At 60.3% G+C, this 17,696-nt stretch carries 17 protein-coding genes; 5 read left to right on the top strand and 12 right to left on the bottom strand.

Annotated elements, in window-relative coordinates; genetic code table 11:
- The 5 genes from IE127_RS18985 to IE127_RS19005 all read right to left on the bottom strand — a co-directional run.
- Positions 1 to 3,072, bottom strand: a 3,072-nt coding sequence (locus tag IE127_RS18985) for an nSTAND3 domain-containing NTPase (RefSeq protein WP_189427378.1), incomplete at its 3' end; no start/stop codon positions are given.
- 470 nt (positions 3,073 to 3,542) lie between these two features.
- Positions 3,543 to 4,001, bottom strand: a complete 459-nt coding sequence (locus IE127_RS18990; RefSeq protein ID WP_189427379.1) for a hypothetical protein — start codon at positions 3,999 to 4,001, stop codon at positions 3,543 to 3,545.
- Between the two features lies 1 nt (position 4,002).
- Positions 4,003 to 4,704: a hypothetical protein gene (locus IE127_RS18995; RefSeq protein ID WP_189427380.1), complete on the bottom strand. Its 702-nt coding sequence runs from the start codon at positions 4,702 to 4,704 to the stop codon at positions 4,003 to 4,005.
- Entirely contained in the window at positions 4,701 to 5,267 is a 567-nt protein-coding gene (locus IE127_RS19000) for a hypothetical protein (RefSeq protein ID WP_189427381.1), read from the bottom strand. Before IE127_RS19000 ends, IE127_RS18995 begins: the two co-directional genes overlap by 4 nt.
- Before the next feature lie 96 nt (positions 5,268 to 5,363).
- On the bottom strand, positions 5,364 to 7,535 hold the full coding sequence (locus tag IE127_RS19005; protein ID WP_189427382.1) for a metallophosphoesterase: 2,172 nt from the start codon (positions 7,533 to 7,535) through the stop codon (positions 5,364 to 5,366).
- A gap of 131 nt (positions 7,536 to 7,666) precedes the next feature.
- On the opposite strand from IE127_RS19005, the gene IE127_RS19010 reads away from it, so the two are divergent.
- Positions 7,667 to 8,893 (top strand): nucleoside triphosphate pyrophosphohydrolase family protein, encoded by a 1,227-nt coding sequence (locus tag IE127_RS19010; RefSeq protein ID WP_189427383.1) that lies wholly within the window; start codon positions 7,667 to 7,669, stop codon positions 8,891 to 8,893.
- Positions 8,890 to 9,573 carry a uracil-DNA glycosylase gene (locus tag IE127_RS19015; RefSeq protein ID WP_189427384.1) on the top strand — a complete coding sequence of 228 codons (684 nt, stop codon included), beginning with the start codon at positions 8,890 to 8,892 and terminating at the stop codon, positions 9,571 to 9,573. The genes IE127_RS19010 and IE127_RS19015 overlap by 4 nt, the downstream gene beginning before the upstream one ends.
- A 66-nt stretch (positions 9,574 to 9,639) precedes the next feature.
- Here the strand turns inward: IE127_RS19015 and IE127_RS19020 are convergent, their stop codons facing one another.
- The 5 genes from IE127_RS19020 to IE127_RS19040 are packed head-to-tail and all read right to left on the bottom strand — an operon-like array spanning position 9,640 to position 12,759.
- Entirely contained in the window at positions 9,640 to 10,407 is a 768-nt protein-coding gene (locus IE127_RS19020; RefSeq protein WP_189427385.1) for a thymidylate synthase family protein, read from the bottom strand.
- Positions 10,355 to 11,077 carry a C1 family peptidase gene (locus tag IE127_RS19940; RefSeq protein WP_373297341.1) on the bottom strand — a complete coding sequence of 241 codons (723 nt, stop codon included), beginning with the start codon at positions 11,075 to 11,077 and terminating at the stop codon, positions 10,355 to 10,357. Before IE127_RS19940 ends, IE127_RS19020 begins: the two co-directional genes overlap by 53 nt.
- On the bottom strand, positions 11,074 to 12,102 hold the full coding sequence (locus IE127_RS19030) for an ImmA/IrrE family metallo-endopeptidase (protein ID WP_189427387.1): 1,029 nt from the start codon (positions 12,100 to 12,102) through the stop codon (positions 11,074 to 11,076). Before IE127_RS19030 ends, IE127_RS19940 begins: the two co-directional genes overlap by 4 nt.
- Positions 12,089 to 12,469, bottom strand: a complete 381-nt coding sequence (locus tag IE127_RS19035) for a helix-turn-helix domain-containing protein (RefSeq protein ID WP_189427388.1) — start codon at positions 12,467 to 12,469, stop codon at positions 12,089 to 12,091. Before IE127_RS19035 ends, IE127_RS19030 begins: the two co-directional genes overlap by 14 nt.
- Entirely contained in the window at positions 12,466 to 12,759 is a 294-nt protein-coding gene (locus IE127_RS19040; RefSeq protein WP_189427389.1) for a hypothetical protein, read from the bottom strand. The genes IE127_RS19035 and IE127_RS19040 overlap by 4 nt, the downstream gene beginning before the upstream one ends.
- Positions 12,760 to 13,058: 299 nt before the next feature.
- Here IE127_RS19040 and IE127_RS19045 point away from each other — a divergent pair, with 299 nt between their 5' ends.
- Positions 13,059 to 14,387: a cytochrome P450 family protein gene (locus IE127_RS19045; protein WP_210310556.1), complete on the top strand. Its 1,329-nt coding sequence runs from the start codon at positions 13,059 to 13,061 to the stop codon at positions 14,385 to 14,387.
- A gap of 184 nt (positions 14,388 to 14,571) precedes the next feature.
- Positions 14,572 to 14,754, top strand: a complete 183-nt coding sequence (locus IE127_RS19945; protein WP_373297342.1) for a hypothetical protein — start codon at positions 14,572 to 14,574, stop codon at positions 14,752 to 14,754.
- Here IE127_RS19945 and IE127_RS19950 read toward each other — a convergent pair whose 3' ends face one another.
- The gene (locus tag IE127_RS19950; protein WP_373297343.1) at positions 14,755 to 14,988 is read right to left on the bottom strand and encodes a MerR family transcriptional regulator; all 234 of its coding nucleotides are present in this window, start codon (positions 14,986 to 14,988) and stop codon (positions 14,755 to 14,757) included.
- 152 nt (positions 14,989 to 15,140) lie between these two features.
- Complete coding sequence (locus IE127_RS19055; RefSeq protein WP_189427391.1) at positions 15,141 to 16,127, bottom strand: heparan-alpha-glucosaminide N-acetyltransferase; 987 nt, start codon at positions 16,125 to 16,127, stop codon at positions 15,141 to 15,143.
- A gap of 717 nt (positions 16,128 to 16,844) precedes the next feature.
- Between IE127_RS19055 and IE127_RS19060 the strand changes: the two genes are divergently transcribed.
- A complete protein-coding gene (locus IE127_RS19060) occupies positions 16,845 to 17,516 on the top strand; it encodes a L,D-transpeptidase (RefSeq protein ID WP_189427392.1) in 672 nt (223 codons plus the stop codon).
- The last annotated feature ends 180 nt before the right edge of the window (positions 17,517 to 17,696 follow it).

Genomic DNA, 17,696 nt, shown 5'->3' on the forward strand with positions numbered 1-17,696 from the left:
TGAGAGTGCCTGCAGCGCGGAGCGGCGAACTTCATAGTGGGAGTGGTGAAGCGCTTTGATGATCGCCGTTCGGCCCTGTGCCGTGTTGAGCGAGGCCAGCGCTTGAATCGCGGCTTGGGCGTCGTCTTCGTCGTCGGAGACCGCCCACTCCTCGGCCAGAGCGAAGACATCGTGGCCCTCGGCCGCGGAGATTACCAGAAGAAGCCGTGCTAGACCGCGCGGTCCCTGGGCCATCAAGGTATCCGCTTGGCCCGGCGGAAGTTCGCGGAAACGCTGCAGTAGCGTCGCATCGTCGGCGCCCAGCGTCCGCGCCAAGGCCAGGTGAACGGCGGCAGCGCCGTCGGGGGGACTTGCTGCGAGCACCCGCTGCGCCAGCGCAGCCTTCTTCTTACCGAATTCCAGGTCCGTGATTTCTGAGGCCAGCAGGGCGGCGCGGGTTGGCGTGAGCGTGGGCAAAAGCGCGAGCAGGATCGCCTGAGCCGACGACTTTCCCGAATTATCAGCACCGTCGCCTTCCAGGAAGGACAGGGCACGAACTGCAGCATCCACGGCCTTGGGGCCACCGCTGCTCAGCGCCGCCAAGACGCGACCGCGTGCGAAGGAAAGACGGCGGTCGGCGATAACGCCCAGACCCTCGGCCTGCAGACGATCATCATCTCCGGCCATCGAGAAAAACGCGTCGAGTTCCGCAGGGGTCACCTTCGGCGAGCTGTGACGCATCGTCTCTGCCCACAGGGGCAGAATAAGGTCCGGGCGCGGATGATTCTGAATCCAGCTGTGGCCCTCCTGCCGGCGGCGCGCCTTAACATAGCCCTTCGCGAAGTGTGCGGCGGAGGGTCCCTCATCCTCGACGCGCTCTTGAATAGCCAGCCCTGCCGCAAAATCGAGCTCACCCTGCCAGGCCTGGCGTCGCTCTTCCCTCGAGGCGGTCAAGGCCGCATCAACCGCCGCGTCCATTTCCAGGATCTGATCCCAGACAATGTCGTGTGGGGGATTCCGGCCCGTCATTGCACCCTCGGAGATCGCGTCGGCGCTCATCACGAAGTCTGCGGCCCCGACCACGTGGCGACCCGCAGTGAGGAACGCGTCCGTGAAATCAACCCCAAATGGCTTCAGCCAAGACAGGAATTTATCGGCGTCATAGTCGGTGGACGTCCACGGAAGCTGGTGAGCGATGAACCCTCTGAGGATACGCAGGCCGGGATCAGCGGCCACAATCGCGTCGCGCATGACCTTCGTGATTTTTGGCGGTTGCCAACCAAATCCCGCCCATCCACTCTCCTTGGGTGCGCCGCGTTCGAGCCAGTCGACCAACCGACCAATTGGCGTCGTCGTGGTGAGCTGGCGACTTGCTGCCCGCCAGGCCTTCCGAAAAGCGCCGGAGTTTCCTACAGCGTTGCTGAGGCCGTCGATCAAGAAGCCCTCGAAGGCAATCACGATGTCTTCGTCCAGAAGCACCCCACTCCCTTCGAGCTCGCGGGCTCCGGCGACAAGCCTCTGCAACGCATCCAGCCAGTCTGGCTCCCTCTCGGCTAACGCGACGGCAGCCCGCGTTGCAGCGTTCAGCCCGGTTTCAGCTGCCCGAGGGTATTCGCGAGCCAGGCTTTCCACAGCCTCGATCACCTTGGCGTGGGCCGTGTAAGCGCCGTCACCGTCTTTGGTTAGCTGCGTCTGGGCGAGATGCAGGGCCAAATCGTCCAGGGCGATGTCGTCGTCCTTCGCGGCACGATCGACTTCGCGCCGCAAACGGGCGAGTGCCCCTGGTTGTAGGTTCTGGGAGTAACGTAGCAGTGACCACAGTACGGCGGCCCCGCGAACACCGCGATCACCGAAGGCACCGATCTGATCTCGTACCACTTGTAGGCGGCTGTCGCTGAGTGCCCGGTCTACAAGCCGATTGACATCGGCCTCATCCGGCTTGGAAATGGCCGTCAGTTCTCGCCCAAATGCGATGAGCTCGAAAGGCGACTTGAGTTCGCGGAGTAGGCGCGGCTCGTGCTGATGCACAAGGTCCTGGCGCCACGACACAGCAGTCGCCAGCCCGCCATGCAGGACAGCGCGTCGGGCGTCGTTGTCATAGGCGGCATCATCGATCACGACAGCTCGGTCCGACCAGGTCGGGGCTGGCACTGCACCTAGGGCCGCCCGATAAATTTCGCTCCTCGAGGTGATCACGAATTGCTTGTCGGGCGCCCTTTGCTGGATGAGGGCGGCGATCCGCTTCGACCAGTCCTCAGCTTCGCTCCTTTTCAGGCCGGATTGTCCCCAAGGATCCTCGAGATGAAACAAGACTCGTCCGGGCGCTGCGAAAGCGGCCTCGATCGCGGCCAGTCCGGCCATCTCCCTCACGACCTGGTAGGGAGGGTCGGCCTGCCGCCGATCGTAAGTCAGCTTGTCGGCGGTAAGACTCTTGCCGTAGCCAGACGGTCCAATGAGCAGTACGGCGCCCAGCTTCGTCAGGCTGTTTTCGGCGTCTGCGAGATTGGCGGGTGGCACGTACCGGGCCAATTGCGGATTGGGATGCGGGATGCCGCCGTACTCCTCGGCGACTTTTTCAACATCACGTCTACGGAGCGGATCGGGGACCTCAAGGAAGCGGTCTTCCACCATCCGCTTGAGCCGATCGACGACGGGGTCGAGGCTCTGGATGGGAACGTGCAGATGGGCAGTCAGGATCTCATCGATCTGACGCCGTGCCTCTTGGAGAGTCATGCCCTCAATCAGGGCGAAGCGACCGGCGAGGCTCTGCTTTTCCTTTGCACTCCCCTTGAGGTTGGTGGGGATGAAGGTGGCATTCGAGCGATCTCCCGGACTTTTCACTCGACCTTTTGCCAAGACGGCGTCGACGCTGGTATTTGTGATAAAGACATAGCGACGGTTGGCGTCGCCCAGTAGCAGAGCCTTCGCGCGGGCGCGGGCCTTTGGCCCTTTGGTCCCCTTGGCGGCTTTGTCCTCCACCACGGCGGCAAAGTCCTTTGCACTCCAGAAGCCCGCTCCCTTGAATTTTACTTGCACGTGGAGCTCGCCCGTCGCCGATATCTTCAGGCTTGCTTCGGCCGCTTCGGCGGGCACGGCGAGGTTAGCCTTGACGTCGTCGTGCGAGGCTGGCTCGACGATTATTTCGTCAGCGCTGGCATCAGGACCGAACATCAGTCGAAGCGCGACCCAGACGGTCACAAGCTTCTGGTAGTCGTAGCCCTGATACGACGGGTTAGCCCCGCCAACATCGCTATCCATTTCCGTCCACTCCCTCGGGACAATGTCGTATCGCCCTCGTTACTCTATTCTCACATAAAGGTTCGAGGCAGCCTGATCGCCGGCGACCGTGATCCCGCCGTCGGACTTGATCCGGGAAATCAAGATGACACTTCTGTCATCTTGCTCGTCTCCATGCGGGAGACGATCCCCGTTCACAAAGGCGATCTGACCGTCAGCGCCTATGTCGGCCCACAAACCGTCCGTTGCGACGAGCAAAGGCCGATCGTCCAGTTCGATGAAGCTAAGGTCTGGCGCCGTGAAGTGCTTCGATCGGAAGCTTCGCGTCAGAACATGACGCGCAGGCTCTTTCGCGAGGATATCGATCGGAACGGATGCAAGAGCGTTTGCCAGAGTGTGAGGTTGCATAGCCACGTTGTCTGTCCATTATCAGCACGGCCGACGAGGCAGTCGCCCGCGTGCAGCACGACCACCGGTCGCGTCGCTTCTGCGTACAGAAGCGCATAGCTCGCCGAGTCGCTTCGAAAGTCCTTTGCCAGCGCAGCATGAGCGACGCGAAGCTGTTCGGCCATAGTCTCCGAAGTCGTCTCGTCGGCACTGGCCACGAACCAGTTGACCATCAGTCGCGCGATTTTCTCAGCAAACTGACCGCTTGTTGGTCCCCGAGTGGATCCGTCGAGAACGATCGCCAGAAGTTTATCGCCACGGACGCCAATGCCGGCGTGGTCGCGGTTGTCGGCTGTTCTGGTTCCCTGCTGAGAGTGCCACTCGATTTCAAAAGTCATCTCATTCGGCACTTAACTGGCTCAAGGCCACAAGGCGATCGTAGACAATGTCAGCACGGCCCGCCGGTCCTCGAATGTTCCCCTGCAGGAAATGGTCGAAGTTCTGATCTGCAAGAAGCTCCGCCATTTGCTCGGCGATGTAGGTTCGGAGCTCGGGCTCTGCCTCCGCGATTTCCTCGATGAGCGCCTCTCGGCCGTCGACGAGCAAGAGAATGTCCTCGGCATCTCGGCTCCCTATGAGGTCGCCTTCGCCGCGACCGCGATAGGCCTCCAGCTTGGTTGCGACAAATAGGGGGGCCGTGAGGCGCCGGATCACAAGCGTTTCCTCCAGCTCTGCCGGGACCGCCGTCTCAATACCCTTGCCATACCAACGATTGGTGAAGCCAAGGATCGCCTCGTCGTCCGGCATGAAGTCGACTTTGAGTTCGCCAAGTTTCATCCGGCAAATGACATTGTCGTCCGGCGACTCGGTGAAGCCCCGCTCGCGCAACTGGGCCATCAGCTCCGCCCATTCGGCATACCCGGCGAGATCGACAATCAGGTCGACATCGTCGGTCGCCCTAACACCTTCGAGAGTAACGGGATCGGTTATGTAGAGAGCCGTTGTGCAGCCCCCGACAAAGACCAGGCGCTCCAGCAACTCGTCGCCGAGCGCAACAGCAACTGTCTTCAGCATTTCCTTGAGCTGCCCTTGGATTGTCATCCCAACCTCTCAGTCAACAGCTTCGCCGCCAGGTTGGCCTCCCGTTGGTTGCCCAGGCGGACGGCGTCGACGAGGGCGAGATACTCATAAAGACGCTCATCCTTTTCCGCGGCTTCCGGCACCGTTTTGAAGAGTGGCTCGACGGATTGACCCATTTCCTGGCCGCGAGCGTATGGCCACACGCTGATGAGACTGCCGGCGCTGTGCAACGATTCTCGAAGGACAGGCGCCGCAAAAGCCGTCGGCAGCCCGCGCTGCATGGCACCTGGCGTCGCGGGAAAGACAAATTTCAGGCCGTGAACGATGAATTCGCGTAGCTGGTGTTTGCTCGGCTTGGGTCGGCCGGACTTTCGGTCCTTGATGGCGATGCCCGATGCAATGCTGCGGTTGAGCGAAGCGCTGACCTCGGTTTTGCTGATGCCAAGCGCCGCTTCGAGGCCGCGTACGGAATATGGGTCCTCACCTCCGGCGAGCCCGCGCGGCTGAGGCGACGAACCGGCATTTCGCTCGTTGTCCTCCAGACTTACCAGCTTTAATAGGATGACCACATCTTGGCTTTTCATTGCGTCCTGTCCTTTGTCCGGGGACAGAGGACAACTATTCACAGGACAAGTCGCGCTGTCAACGGGAACGCAGTTGCTCGGCTCCGGCAAACTGCATCACGATGAACTTGGAGAAATGCGCTGAGCCGTCATTTCTCGCAGGTCCGTGATCGAAACGAGTGTGCGCTTGGACCAGGTGTCGAAGGCTGATCGATCGCGGGCACCATGCTCGAAACCCCGATTGTCTTCGGCGAGCCTGGTCAGTTCGCGCACCAGTTTAGCGAGAGCGGGGTCACTCTCGGCGCTAACCTGCACATACGAAGCCAGAACTTCGAGACCCTCCACGGCAACAGGCACGCCATCTGGATTATAATTCTTGGCCACATCCTCAAGCTCGGTGAGGCAGCGACCCCATCCCTCAAGCGCCGCACGCTCCTTGTCGTTTCGGGCAGCCCTATGAACGAGCACATTAGCAAGGGCATGCAAACGCTCGGGCGCCTGGTCCAGCCAACGATCCACGATGGGCATGGCGACTTGCGTTGGGCTTCGGGAATGCGTGCGAGCATCGGCGGCAATAGTGGTGATCCTGCCTGCATCGAAATTGAGATGGCGGCACACCTCAATCTGCAGCGACCGCAGCTCGGCCACGTTGATCGGCCACCATCGCGCAAACTCCTGGGCTCGGTAGAACGCGATTACTTCTACCGAGCTCCGACCGTTTCCAAGGTTCCTGCGCTTGAATTCTACGAGACTGAACGAGGCAAACTCTTCGCCGCTTCCATCGGCGGTAAAGTCGCGAAACGGATCCACCAGAACGGCGAGTGCGCGCGTGCTGGCCTTTTGCTTGAGAAGCTTCTTGATCCGCTCGATCTGATCGATTTTGCCGCCGTAGCGGCGCAGCCGCGTGCCATGGACAAAAGGCATCCGCTGTTCCAGCTTGGATCGGCCGAGTTGCCACCATCCAACCAGTTCGCGCAGCCATTCCTGACGAGCACCCGGTTCAAGCGGCTCGGCCATCGGGTAGTTGTTGGGCAATGGTAACCGGTCCGTCTGGTGGGACGGCAGGTCCAAATGAACGATCAACGTATTGCCCTCGGCCTCCACCCGAGCGACCTCCACCACCCGCTCGTAAACCTCGTCGATGTCGCTGCCTTGAATCGTTGTCGGTCCGTCGGTGAGGTTTTCCGACGCCCAAAGGCGCTTCGTGATGGCCGTAAAGGCCGGCGCATCGACTCCGCCGCGTTGCAGCGGGATAGGTTCAACGCGAATCGATGGAGTGTAGGGCAACCCTTCGAAAGTGAGCAAGCGCACGGCGTCGGTTTCGCGGCCAGCCTCGAAAGTAGCGCCGGAAACGACCAACACGCGTCGGGCGCCGTCACCACCATGGTCATAGATGTGATCGAATTGTGCCGCGTGTTCATGTTTGTGACCGTGAACGACGACGTCGAACGCGCGGTCTCGGAGGAACCCCCTTACCTGCTCAAGATTGGAGAGATCTGCAAATGCCTTGATCTCCTCTCGAAGGCTTGGCGCCCGCAAATGATGGTGGAGCACCGCGATACGCAGCTGCCGCCCATTGTCCGGCAGCAGAGTTGCGTCAACGAACCGTCTCACTTGCTCCAGTTGCTGTTCCGAGACCCTTGCCATGTCGTAGCGGGCGAGCCCGTCGAGCTGCTTTCGTAGCTCGGATTCCATTTCTTCGTCGTCGCCGGCGGCCAGTTGAGGCAATTGCGACCACACGGTTGCCAGTGGTTCAGGAAGAACGGCTGCGGCATGGCACCAGTTGCTCGAGTTGATCGGGAAGATCGCCCAGCGGCCGTCGGTATCAACAAGCGAATGGGGCGCTGCGGGGCCAACGTCATCGACGCCATCGAGCCACGGCACAACGCATCCACGGTCGCGCCATGTCGCGCAAAAGTCCCTGTAACGCTCGGCGGTCCCCGGATCATAGGCGCGATCGACATCGTGATTGCCGGGCGTCGCGACGATCCGCTCGGCCGTGATGCCGAAGGCGGCAAAGTGGTTGAGCAGCAGATCAAACAACAACGCGTGGCCGCCCTGCCTGCCACGGTCCTGCGCATCGCCCGAGAAGATCACCCCATCGAGGGTGCGGTCTTCGCGCTTTAGTCGTTCCGCCAGGCGCTCGAACACCTGTCGAAGGGCTGCCTCACGTGTTTGTGCCGGCAGGCCAACGACCGCGTTCTTACGGTCATCCCGCTCCAATGCCGTTCCCTCGTAGGCGATGTGGGCATCCGTAACGTGCAGGAACGTCGCTGAAGTCGAATCCATTAAATCCCCTCGTGCGGCCAATCGCGGTTGCAGACTATGCTTGGCCACTTCCCATGTGGGAAGAATTCGCTTTCCGATTCACTTGCGTCAATGGTTTGCCTGCGGCAAGATTCTTGGAGGGGGGAATCAATATGGCTGTAGACGGGCGTGCGCTGCTCAGGAGCCAAGGCTCCCTCTTCGGTGATAGAGACCGCCCCATCGGGCTTGATGAGTTCCAGGCCTTCACCACCCGAACCGATCGGAACGACAAGTCCGGCGTCGATGGACTGGGCTTTGTGCTCCTAGGCTTGTTCGGGGAGGTAGGAAGCCTTCTCAGTGCTCTCAAGAAAAAGCAGCGCGACAAGGATGCCTTCGCCGCCTACCACGACGAGGTTATTGAAGAACTGGGCGACGCTCTCTGGTACTTCGCGAACGCCGCACTCCGCGCTGAGCTGCCGCTAAGCCAGATCGCCCGAAGCGTTCCGGCCAGGCTTGAGGATTGGGACTATAAGGGCCGATCAGGAGCCTCGACATTCGAGGACCTGCAGCAGTCCGAAGTGCCCTTCGTGGAAATCCTGGCAGGCGAGGAGGTAGAGCACCGGCTGCTCGCTTTAGCAGGCAAGGTTGGGGTGCTCCTGGCTGATTGGAGCGAAGGGCAGATCAAGGAGAACCGCGATCGTCTGTCGGCCGACCTAGTTGAGATTTTTCGCGCGCTGCTGATGGCGGCCGACGACGCTCATGTGAGCCTCGAACAGGCGGCCCGTAACAATGTGGCCAAGACGCTCGGTCGCTGGCCGGACCAGCGGCACTGGGGCCCTCTCTTCGATGAAGGCTTCCCCGACTATGAGCAATTACCACGGCAGATGCGGGTCGAGTTCATCGAGAGAACGGTGAACGGTCGGACATTTGTCGTTCAGCGATGGAACGGCGTTAATCTCGGCAGCCCGCTGACCGACAATCGCCACGAACAGGACGACTACCGATACCACGACGTCTTTCACCTGGCCTTCGCCGGTATCCTTGGCTGGTCGCCGACAATGCGGGCGCTGCTGCGTCTGAAACGCAAAAGCCGGCCAGAGGTCGATGAGAACGAGGATGGCGCGCGCGCCAACATCATCGAAGAAGGCATCTCGACGTGGATCTTCAATCATGGTCTACGGCAGGCCGAGTTTCGAAACGCTACCTCTCTCGACTACGGCCTGCTTAAGGCTGTCCATGAGCTGGTACGCGGCTACGAGGTTGAGAAGCGCCCGCTCTGGCAGTGGGAGCGAGCGATCCTGGAAGGGTTTCGGGTGTTTCGAGAACTCAAGAAGCATCGCAATGGCGCGGTCGTCATTGACCTAACCAAGCGTACGATCGATTTTGAAGAGCTGCCATGAGTGACTACCCACGGAACGCCGCAGAATTTGTAGAACTCGTTACCGGCCTAAGGTTCGAAGACGCCTTCAACCCATACTCGGACCTGTGCTCGGACTTCGACCGTCCCGACGCCGCTCAGATTCGCCGCCACAACCTGGAGATGGTGCTGGACGCAGCGATCGACCGAGGCGTTGAATCTATTTGGGTGGCCCGTGACCTGGGTTACCGCGGCGGACGCCGGACCGGTTTGGCCCTGACAGACGAAGCACACCTGGCCGCGCACGCTGACCTGCTGGGCACGCCCCCCTTGTCGCGTTCCACCAATGGTCCCATGGTCGCTGAACGTACTGCGACCGTGATCTGGCAGATGCTTATTGCCATCAGGCAGCCTGTCTTCCTTTGGAACGTCTTTCCGCTCCATCCTCATGTCGCCGGGGACCCTATGTCCAATCGCTGCCATACCCGCAGCGAACGACTGGCCAGTAGGCACGTGATGGTCGGGCTTATCCACCTCCTGGCACCGCGACGCGTTCTCGCGATCGGCCGCGATGCTCAGCTGGCACTTGAGGATCTCGGGGTTACCGCAGAGAAGGTCAGGCATCCCAGTTACGGCGGGCAAACCGAGTTCATCGAGGGCGTCAGCGCACACTACGGCCTGGGTCTCATGGACAAGCACGAAACCCTCCCGCTCTTCGCCTAGCGTCCTCCTCTGTCGCGACCCGGAAAACTTACCGCGACGCTGCCGCGCGAGCGTGAGCCTGCCCCCTCAGGCAGCCGTCCTGAGGAGCCGCGCCGCACAATCGTCTACCAAAGAGAGGACGTCGGCTTTGCCCCAGCCTTCAGTGTCGAGGCGGGCCGATGTGGAATTCACGGTCAGCGTGCCGACCTCGAAGCCGGATTCTCGGGCGATGAATTCCAGGAGACGGCCCAGACCCAGCAGGTTGCCCAAAGTCTTTTGGACGTAATAGTGGTTCCGATAGAGCGCGATCATGTGCAGGGAGCCGTTCCGTTCCGGCTTCAACTCGATCATGCTCAGGCATTGCCTGTTTAGCGCTTTGCGCAAATCTCTCGCCGGGTCTGAGATGATGATCTCATAACGGTTCTCATAGAAGCGTCCCTCGCGGGCGTTTTTCAACATCCGGATATTCTCGGCGACCTGGTCGATATGGCCGCCTTTGCGGTCCTGCCAACTGACCATCCGCTCGAAGTAGCGCCCCCATTCGCCCGGAGTGCACATACGGCGCTTATAGACTTCCATGTAGCGCTCTCGCAGAGCATCGATTCCGTCGCCCCGGTCTAGCGCGGAGGGAAAGATTGTGTTGACCACGGTAGAGACGGGGTATGCACCATGTTGCCTGAGAAAGCGGTCCACCGTCATGATCACAGCGTCATCATCATCATCCGCACCAACGGGGTGCTCGATGTGAAGCATAAGGCCGCCGAGAGTAAGGTTGGGCTCGGCCCGGAGGCGGACTGCTGCCTCAACCCACGCGCGCGTGGGCGTGGATGCCGCCGGCATCGGATTGTAGAACATCGCCGTCTCCTTCGCTGATGCTGAATCCGCCGAACAGACGGCGGGCTACATATGTTTCTCTTACCCAAGCATGCCCATCGGCGCCCCAGGCCGGACCCCACGAATTCCGCACCAGGATGAGGTCCTCACTTCCGATTTGGCCATACCCAACGGCGACCACTGCGTGTCCGCGCTGAGGGTCAATCGGTTCGCTGTCATCGGGGAGGATGATCTCGTTTCCTGTTCGGAGCCAAGTTGTCGCTGCAGTGAAAGCGGCCGAAACAAAGATCGCAAGGACCACCGGCTTGCCGCCATCGAGCGCTTGCCGAACTTGTGCAAGGTTTGTGCCGCAGCCATCTGAGCCGCACCGAAAAAGCGGAGAGACCCCGGAAGGAGGGCGCCATGCGGCGCCGTCAATGGGCCGACCATCATAGGGCCAGGACGCCTCGAGTGGTTGGCCGATGTCCTGCAGGACTTGGCGGGTGTCCAGTAGAGTGGTACCCTGACTAGGCCCGGTGCCGGCGCGCTGTGCGGCATGGTGAAACAACCACTCTACGCAGAGGGGATCTACGTCACCACGCGCCTTCTCATGTGCTGCCGAGGCCGCAAACGACAAGCATGTAGGGCGGCGGCCCTGATCGCGTACAGGTCCGAGAACAGGCCGCAGATCTTGTACGACATCCAGCGTCATGAGGCAGCCAAGAGCTCCTCGCGCTGCGGCTCGAACAAACCAGTCTCGTCACTCGTCGCTGTCTTGCAGTACAGTGTCAGGAGCTGCGGATCATCATCAGGGGCCCACGGCCTCACCTCGCGCAACGTCAGCATTCCCGCCAAGGGCCTCTCCGCATGGGCTAGAACGCGTCGCACGGTGGGCGCGCCGATCTGACCCGCGGGAACGGGTTCCCGTCCGTCTCTCAGAATTGCGAAGCCAGCGTCGCGAAGTTCGTCGAATGTCCAGACGTAACCGCTTCCGCTGTCCTCCTTAAGTCGAAGCAGGAAGAGATCGTCGCGGCTCGCTTCAATCACGGCGCCTTGGTCTTGCTCCGTCAGGTGCCACACGTCGACGCGCTGCGCGTTTTTCAACGTGTAGTCGCCCAAGAGCTGTCGTTTCAGGTCGCGTGGCTCTGCGTTTCGGAGTTGTTGGCCCAGGCTGCGACCGATGACGTGTTCCCGTTCGAGCGCGAAGACCGTGGCACGGTAACTCGTACCGAACCGGAGAGACGCCTGATATACGGTTTCGGGCTGCTCGAAGTTCCGGGGATTCCAGCCGCGGAGCTCCATCTGCTCTTTGATGAGATAGGGAGGAAGCAGGAAATACGAAGCGAATGCATCCGCTTCCCGCTCCTCTGGAGGGACAGCGGGCATTCCCGCAGCGTCATTGGCCCAGGGCGCACGACGCAAGATGCCCTCATCATCGGCATGCGGATCATGGCCGAGAAACAGGTGGCCGAGCTCGTGAGCCGCAGTGAACCGCTGCATGCCGAGCGGGCGCCGCGTACTAAGGATTATCCCCGCAGCGCCATTTTCTCGAATGAACGCCCCGAGGAGCGGCTCGAGAGGCTGGAACATCAGCATCGCGCCCATTCGGGCGATGCACCCAAACACATCGACGCGCTGTGCGCGAGACGCGCCAATGTCGAGCCGGAGATCCCGCTGGAGCCGCTTGGCACCGCGGATGCCGCGAAGGATGGATTCGCGCTCGCTACGACCGACCATCACCAGATACCTTCGACCTGGAACGCAGGAACTCTGCAAATCTCTGGAGTTCTTGACGATCGTTATCCGACAGAGCGCTTGCGGTGCGCGCTAGGAACGCAACATCCGCGGGAACGGCCGGTTCTTTTTCTTCGCCGGTGAACCACGTCACTGGACGCTGATAAAGGCGGGCAAGCTTCTTCAACTCGATGGCGCTGACGCCACGGCGTCCATTTTCGATTTCCGACACCGCCGTGCGGGGCAACTCCATGTGTTGTGCGACCTGGTCCTGCTTGAGCCCCACATATTCCCTCGCCTCGCGCAGCTTTGCGCCGAGGACCAAGCTCTCGTCCTCGGCAACGGCGAGGCCGATCCGTTCAGTGGTCATGACACGTGCTCTCCTTCAGGCTGCTCTTCAGTTCGCTGCTCTTCCAGCAACTCTACAACCCGCTGGGTAAAGACAGCCACGCATGTATCCTCGTCATCGAAGCCACCTGGAGGCATTGCCGCCTCAGGTAGCTTAACGTTGAATTCTTCTTCGATCCGGAGAGCGATCGATATCATGACCAGGGAGTCCACTTGGGGCTCCCACCCTGCCTTCGGGGTTGGTCGATCAGCTTGGGCGCTCCGTATCTCGTCACGGATTACGTCTTCTATTGTTGCAATCGACACAGTCATCGATGACCTCATGTCTAGAAATCCGACACAGATATAGCGCATGTCGGAATTTCCGACAATGGCACTTCAAGCGAATGTGTCATTCGGATAAAAGTCGGGCCTCTGGTGCCCTAATATTCCCGCGCGTGGCGGTCGCTATGGCTCCGTGATGCCATTAAGGCAGTCTATTGAGCGGAGAAGGGTGTCCGAAATATGCGACGAGTTTCGGACTCAGACAGGGGCAATCTGGCATTGGATTCGCATAATAGGCGGAATGGAATTACTGGGCCCTCATAGAGCCACTCCTTCCTTTTTGAGAGATGGCTGCTAAGCATGTGGCGGAACAACGAAGCCCCTTTATCGTTGCTCCGCTTATGAGTGAAAAACACAGTCAAGTACCGCAGGCTTCAGGGTTCGACAGCACCTTGTCCTTTCTGCGCGAGGGCTACGACTTCATCAGCAATCGTTGCGATGACCTCGGAACAGATGGTTTCGAGACAAGGGTGATGCTACGATCTGTTCTGTGCCTGCGGGGCGAAAGCGCTGTTAGTCTCTTTTATGGACAGGACCTGTTCACCCGGAAGGGCGCCATGCCGCCCTCAACGCTGCGACTGCTGCAGGACAAAGGTAGCGTTCAATCTCTTGACGGCGAAGCGCATCGGCACCGTAAGCGGATGTTTTCGCAACTTCTGGTTGGTACCCCGCCTGATCGGATGGTCAGTCTTTTTGAGCGGCATTGGCGGAAAGCTGAGGAAATCTGGATAGCAAATGGAGAAACGGAACTTTTCTCAGCGTCCAATCTGGTCTTGACGCATGCGGCCTGGGAGTGGGGCGGATTACCTGCTGACACCATGGACATAGATGATCTGTGCGATCAACTGGTTGGGATGGTAGAAAATGCTGGCCGCATCGGCCCACGAATGTGGCGGGAACTCGCCCGGCGTGCGGCACTAGAACGAAGGCTTGAACGGCTGATCGTTCAACTCCGCAAAGGAGAAATCAAGGCAGCTGACGATGCCCCAGTCAGCTTTATCACGCGTTGGATTGACAGCGATGGAAACGAGCTGTCCGCAAAGGTCGCTGCGGTGGAGCTGATCAACTTGCTACGCCCTATAGTGGCGATCGGTCGCTGGATACTCTTTTCGGCCATGGCACTCCACCGCTACCCGCAATGGCAGATACGAATTGCCGCGGGAGCAGATGAATGGATTGAGCCCTTCGTTGAGGAAGTGCGTCGAACGTATCCGTTCTTTCCGGTCATTGGAGGGCGGGCGCTTCGTCCGTTCTCTTGGGGCGGGAAAAGGTTTGACAGTGGCCAGTGGGTGATGCTCGACCTCTTCAGCACAAACCGAGATGCCAGAATTTACCCGGACCCACTTGCAATCCACCCGGAGCGGGCCCCGAGCTGGCGAGATCAAGATTTTCGTTTCATGCCACAAGGGGCAGGCGACCTTCGGAAGGATCATCGCTGTCCCGGCGAATGGTTGACTGTGTCGATCATGAGCAGTGCCATCCGCCTGCTTACCCGAGATATGCGGTATCAGGTTGATGATCAGAACCTGGACATGCCGATGAATAGATTGCCCACGCGTCCTAAAGGTGGCCTACGGATCCGACTCGCGGATCATACGATACAGTCCGCTGACTAGGCGCCTCGTCGGGTCGTGATGTCTCCTCAGAGAGTTGCCGCTCCTCCTCAGTGCAACAGCTTGGCCAGAGCCATTCGGCGGCGTGAAAGCGTTCACCTCTGGCAGCTCGCAAAGTGTCGAACCAGAAGAATGGACGCCGGAACTAGCGAGTCAAAATCAAGTACGAAGCTCAGGAGCCGTGTAGATGATGCCGGCACTTGCCGCGATTGGCCAGGTTGTCGATGACCTTGCATGTCTCGACACGACCTTGACTGCAGCCGTCGACCATGCGCTTCATTCTGCCGGCAGGGCAGTCAGGCTGGCCATCTTCTCCTTCACCTCGGTACGCCGAGCCTTTGCGACGAGGTGCGCCTCTTCGCAGGACTAGTCAGGTCAATCCTGCAAGTAGAGCAACAAGGTGCGGATCTGGTCGATTTCGAAGCTCAGTTCTCGCGTGGCGGATGAAGGTCAGTCGATAGATGTTATCGCGATCGTAGGTGCGTCGCCCGCTGTCGGTGCGGGGCGGCGTCGGCGGCAGACCGATCTGTTCGTAGTAACTGACGGTCGTTACCTTGGCGCCGCTCGCCTCCGAAACCTTTCCGATCGCGATCCCGTGACTCACGTCCGCTTTCTCCTACAGTCGCCGGAGCATGTAGGGATTGCAAGGAGTCGCTGCCATGGATGCCGATGTGGAGCCCACTGTGGCCCGAGTTCGGTCAATCAGGACCCGTTTGTCCTACCATCCACGGTAGAATCTGAGCAAGTGCGCGGGCGTCACTGCGGCGCGTTGAGGTCGGGACAAATCAAGGCCGAGCACTGCCGGTTCTGCGCATCGAGCAGGGCCTGATCGCCGGCCGTGACCATGCCGGTTTCGATGGCGTTCCAGAGCCTGTTGGTCTCGACGCCCTCGACCCCGCATTGGCAATAAGTGGTGCAGAGACCCGGCGCCGTGCCCCCCGCCTGACATGTCGACTGGCACGAGCGCAGGAAGTCGGCGCTACGCATGGCCAACTGCGGCTGAAAAACCAGGGAGGCCGGATAGACCAGCCCCAGTAGGATGGGCTGGTGCACCAGATAAAGCAACAGACTCCAGCGCCCGAGCCAAGCCAGTAGGCGCGGCAGTCGTCCGGCTGGTGCGATGGCTTCAAGGCGCGGCGCCCAAGCCGAGGATAGCACCAGCCGAGTAGCGACAACGCCCAGCAGCACAACACCTAATCCGGGAAAGACCGGCACCAGATCGTTGGTGGGCGGCGGCACCTGCCAGAAGCCGATCCAGGACCAGGCCTTCTCGTTGAACATGGCATCGGAGTAAAAGAAGGGCAGCACGATGACCACCGCGGCTACCCCCGCCGCCAGCCAGAGCGGGGTTCGCACAAAGGCCAGCCCCATCAGGCTGAACAGGGCGATAGCATGCAGCACGCCGAAATAGACAAAGCTCTGCGGGAAGGCGAACCATGTCGCCACGCTGATGGCTAGCGCACCACCAACAACAAAGACCCAGCGCCTCCAGAAGCTCCGCCAGTGAATGCCGCCGCGCCCGTGGCCCAACACCAGCCCGACCCCGACCAAGAACAGAAAAACCGCAAGTATGCTGCGCGCAAACAATACCCAGGCCGGGTCGTACCCCACATCGGAGGCGATGAAGCGGAAATAGCTCAGATCCCAGAACAGGTGATAGACCACCATGGCAATGAGGGCGACGCCGCGAGTGATATCGACAAGGGCAAAGCGCCGGCGGGGAGTAGCGGCGTTGTCGGTCATAGAAAGCGCCCTCATCCGTCCTGCGGGCGACTTCTCCCACGCGGGGGTTAAATTGATAGGGTGCTGGCGTCAAGAGTGGAGCCTCTGCCACCTCGTTGGCGGGCTCGGCAAGACGGAGGCGGGTGGTGCGGTGCTTCCTACTCGGTGGCGCATTCGCCGAAGTAGGCTCTATGGCCTCACGTTCCCGGCGTCATCGGCCGTTAATGCTGTTATCCGAGCGGCCTCGCGCAGACGCAACGCAGCAGACCCACTTCCGGCGCCTCGCATTCTAATTCAAAATGCAATAGTATCAGGTCATGAACAGGTTCCTGTTGCTCATTGCTGTACTATTTGGATTGGTGGCCGCGGTTCCGGGGCCAACGATGGCAACTGCCTTGGCGAGTGGTAATTTCGGAACCGCAGGAAGCCAGCAGCTTTGCGTTGACGCGGATGCCCTTCAACGCGGCGCGCCAGCTTTCAAGGCCTGTCCAAAGAACATCAGTGGGCACGTGATATCATGCCAGCAGGCAATTGGCGTCTTGCCGTTCGTGGAGGCGTGCAGTGTCTATGCGCAAGCTGCGGTGTTCACAGCGGCGCAGGATAGCGCCCTCACTTCCCTGAGCGATGATGGACGTTTCCGACCTCCGCGAGCCGTCTAGGAACGCTGGCGACAGAAACCGGTCCGAACACCCCGATCCTGCTTCCTTTGAGAGGCAGCCGCGAAGGCTGCTGGATGATATGCATATGACTATGATTTCGCGCCGGCACATGATGCTGGGTGCCACAAGCCTTGCCGCATTTGCTCTGGCCGGCTGCACGACCACCAAGCCCACAGTACCCGTTACGCCTCCCGCACCGGCGATACCACCCGAATACCTCGCCATGTATGCGGCTATACCCGACGAGCGCTTTCCCGTTCCGGCAGCCCGAATCGATCTGATCGACCCAATATACTGGCGCCAGGAAGTCGCCAATATCACCGGCGAGAAACCAGGCGTGGTGGTCGTCGATACCCCGAACCGCTTCCTTTACTGGACGATGGAGAACGGCCGGGCCATGCGCTACGGCGTGGGCATCGGCCGGGAGGGCTTTGCCTGGGAAGGCCGCGGCCACATCGCCTATGGTCGCGAATGGCCGACCTGGACGCCCCCATCCGACATGATCAAACGACAGCCCGAACTTGAACCGTACCGGAACGGCATGGAGCCAGGCCCGGAAAACCCGCTGGGAGCTCGCGCGCTCTACATTCACCAGGGCAATCGGGACACTCTCTATCGCCTGCACGGAAACATGGACCCCGGTTCAATCGGCAAGGCCGTGTCCAGCGGTTGCGTACGGTTGCTCTTCCAGGATGTCATCGACCTTTATGACCGGGTCCGGTGGGGTGCGCCGATCGTGGTCGTTCAATAGCCGAGGCAATGGAGGCCGGTGTCTCATCGGTCTTTCAACTACTGCTATACTGCCTTCGAGCGCTCTTAACACTCTTGAAAAGTGGCTGTTGAGCCAATGCGAAGTGGCTAAGTCGGTATTCAAAGAGCTGCTCGGTGAGCGGCAATCTGATCACCCTCCGTCATCACGACTTTGAAATGA

It is taken from the genome of Devosia pacifica, from assembly GCF_014652635.1.
Lineage (GTDB): Bacteria > Pseudomonadota > Alphaproteobacteria > Rhizobiales > Devosiaceae > Devosia > Devosia pacifica.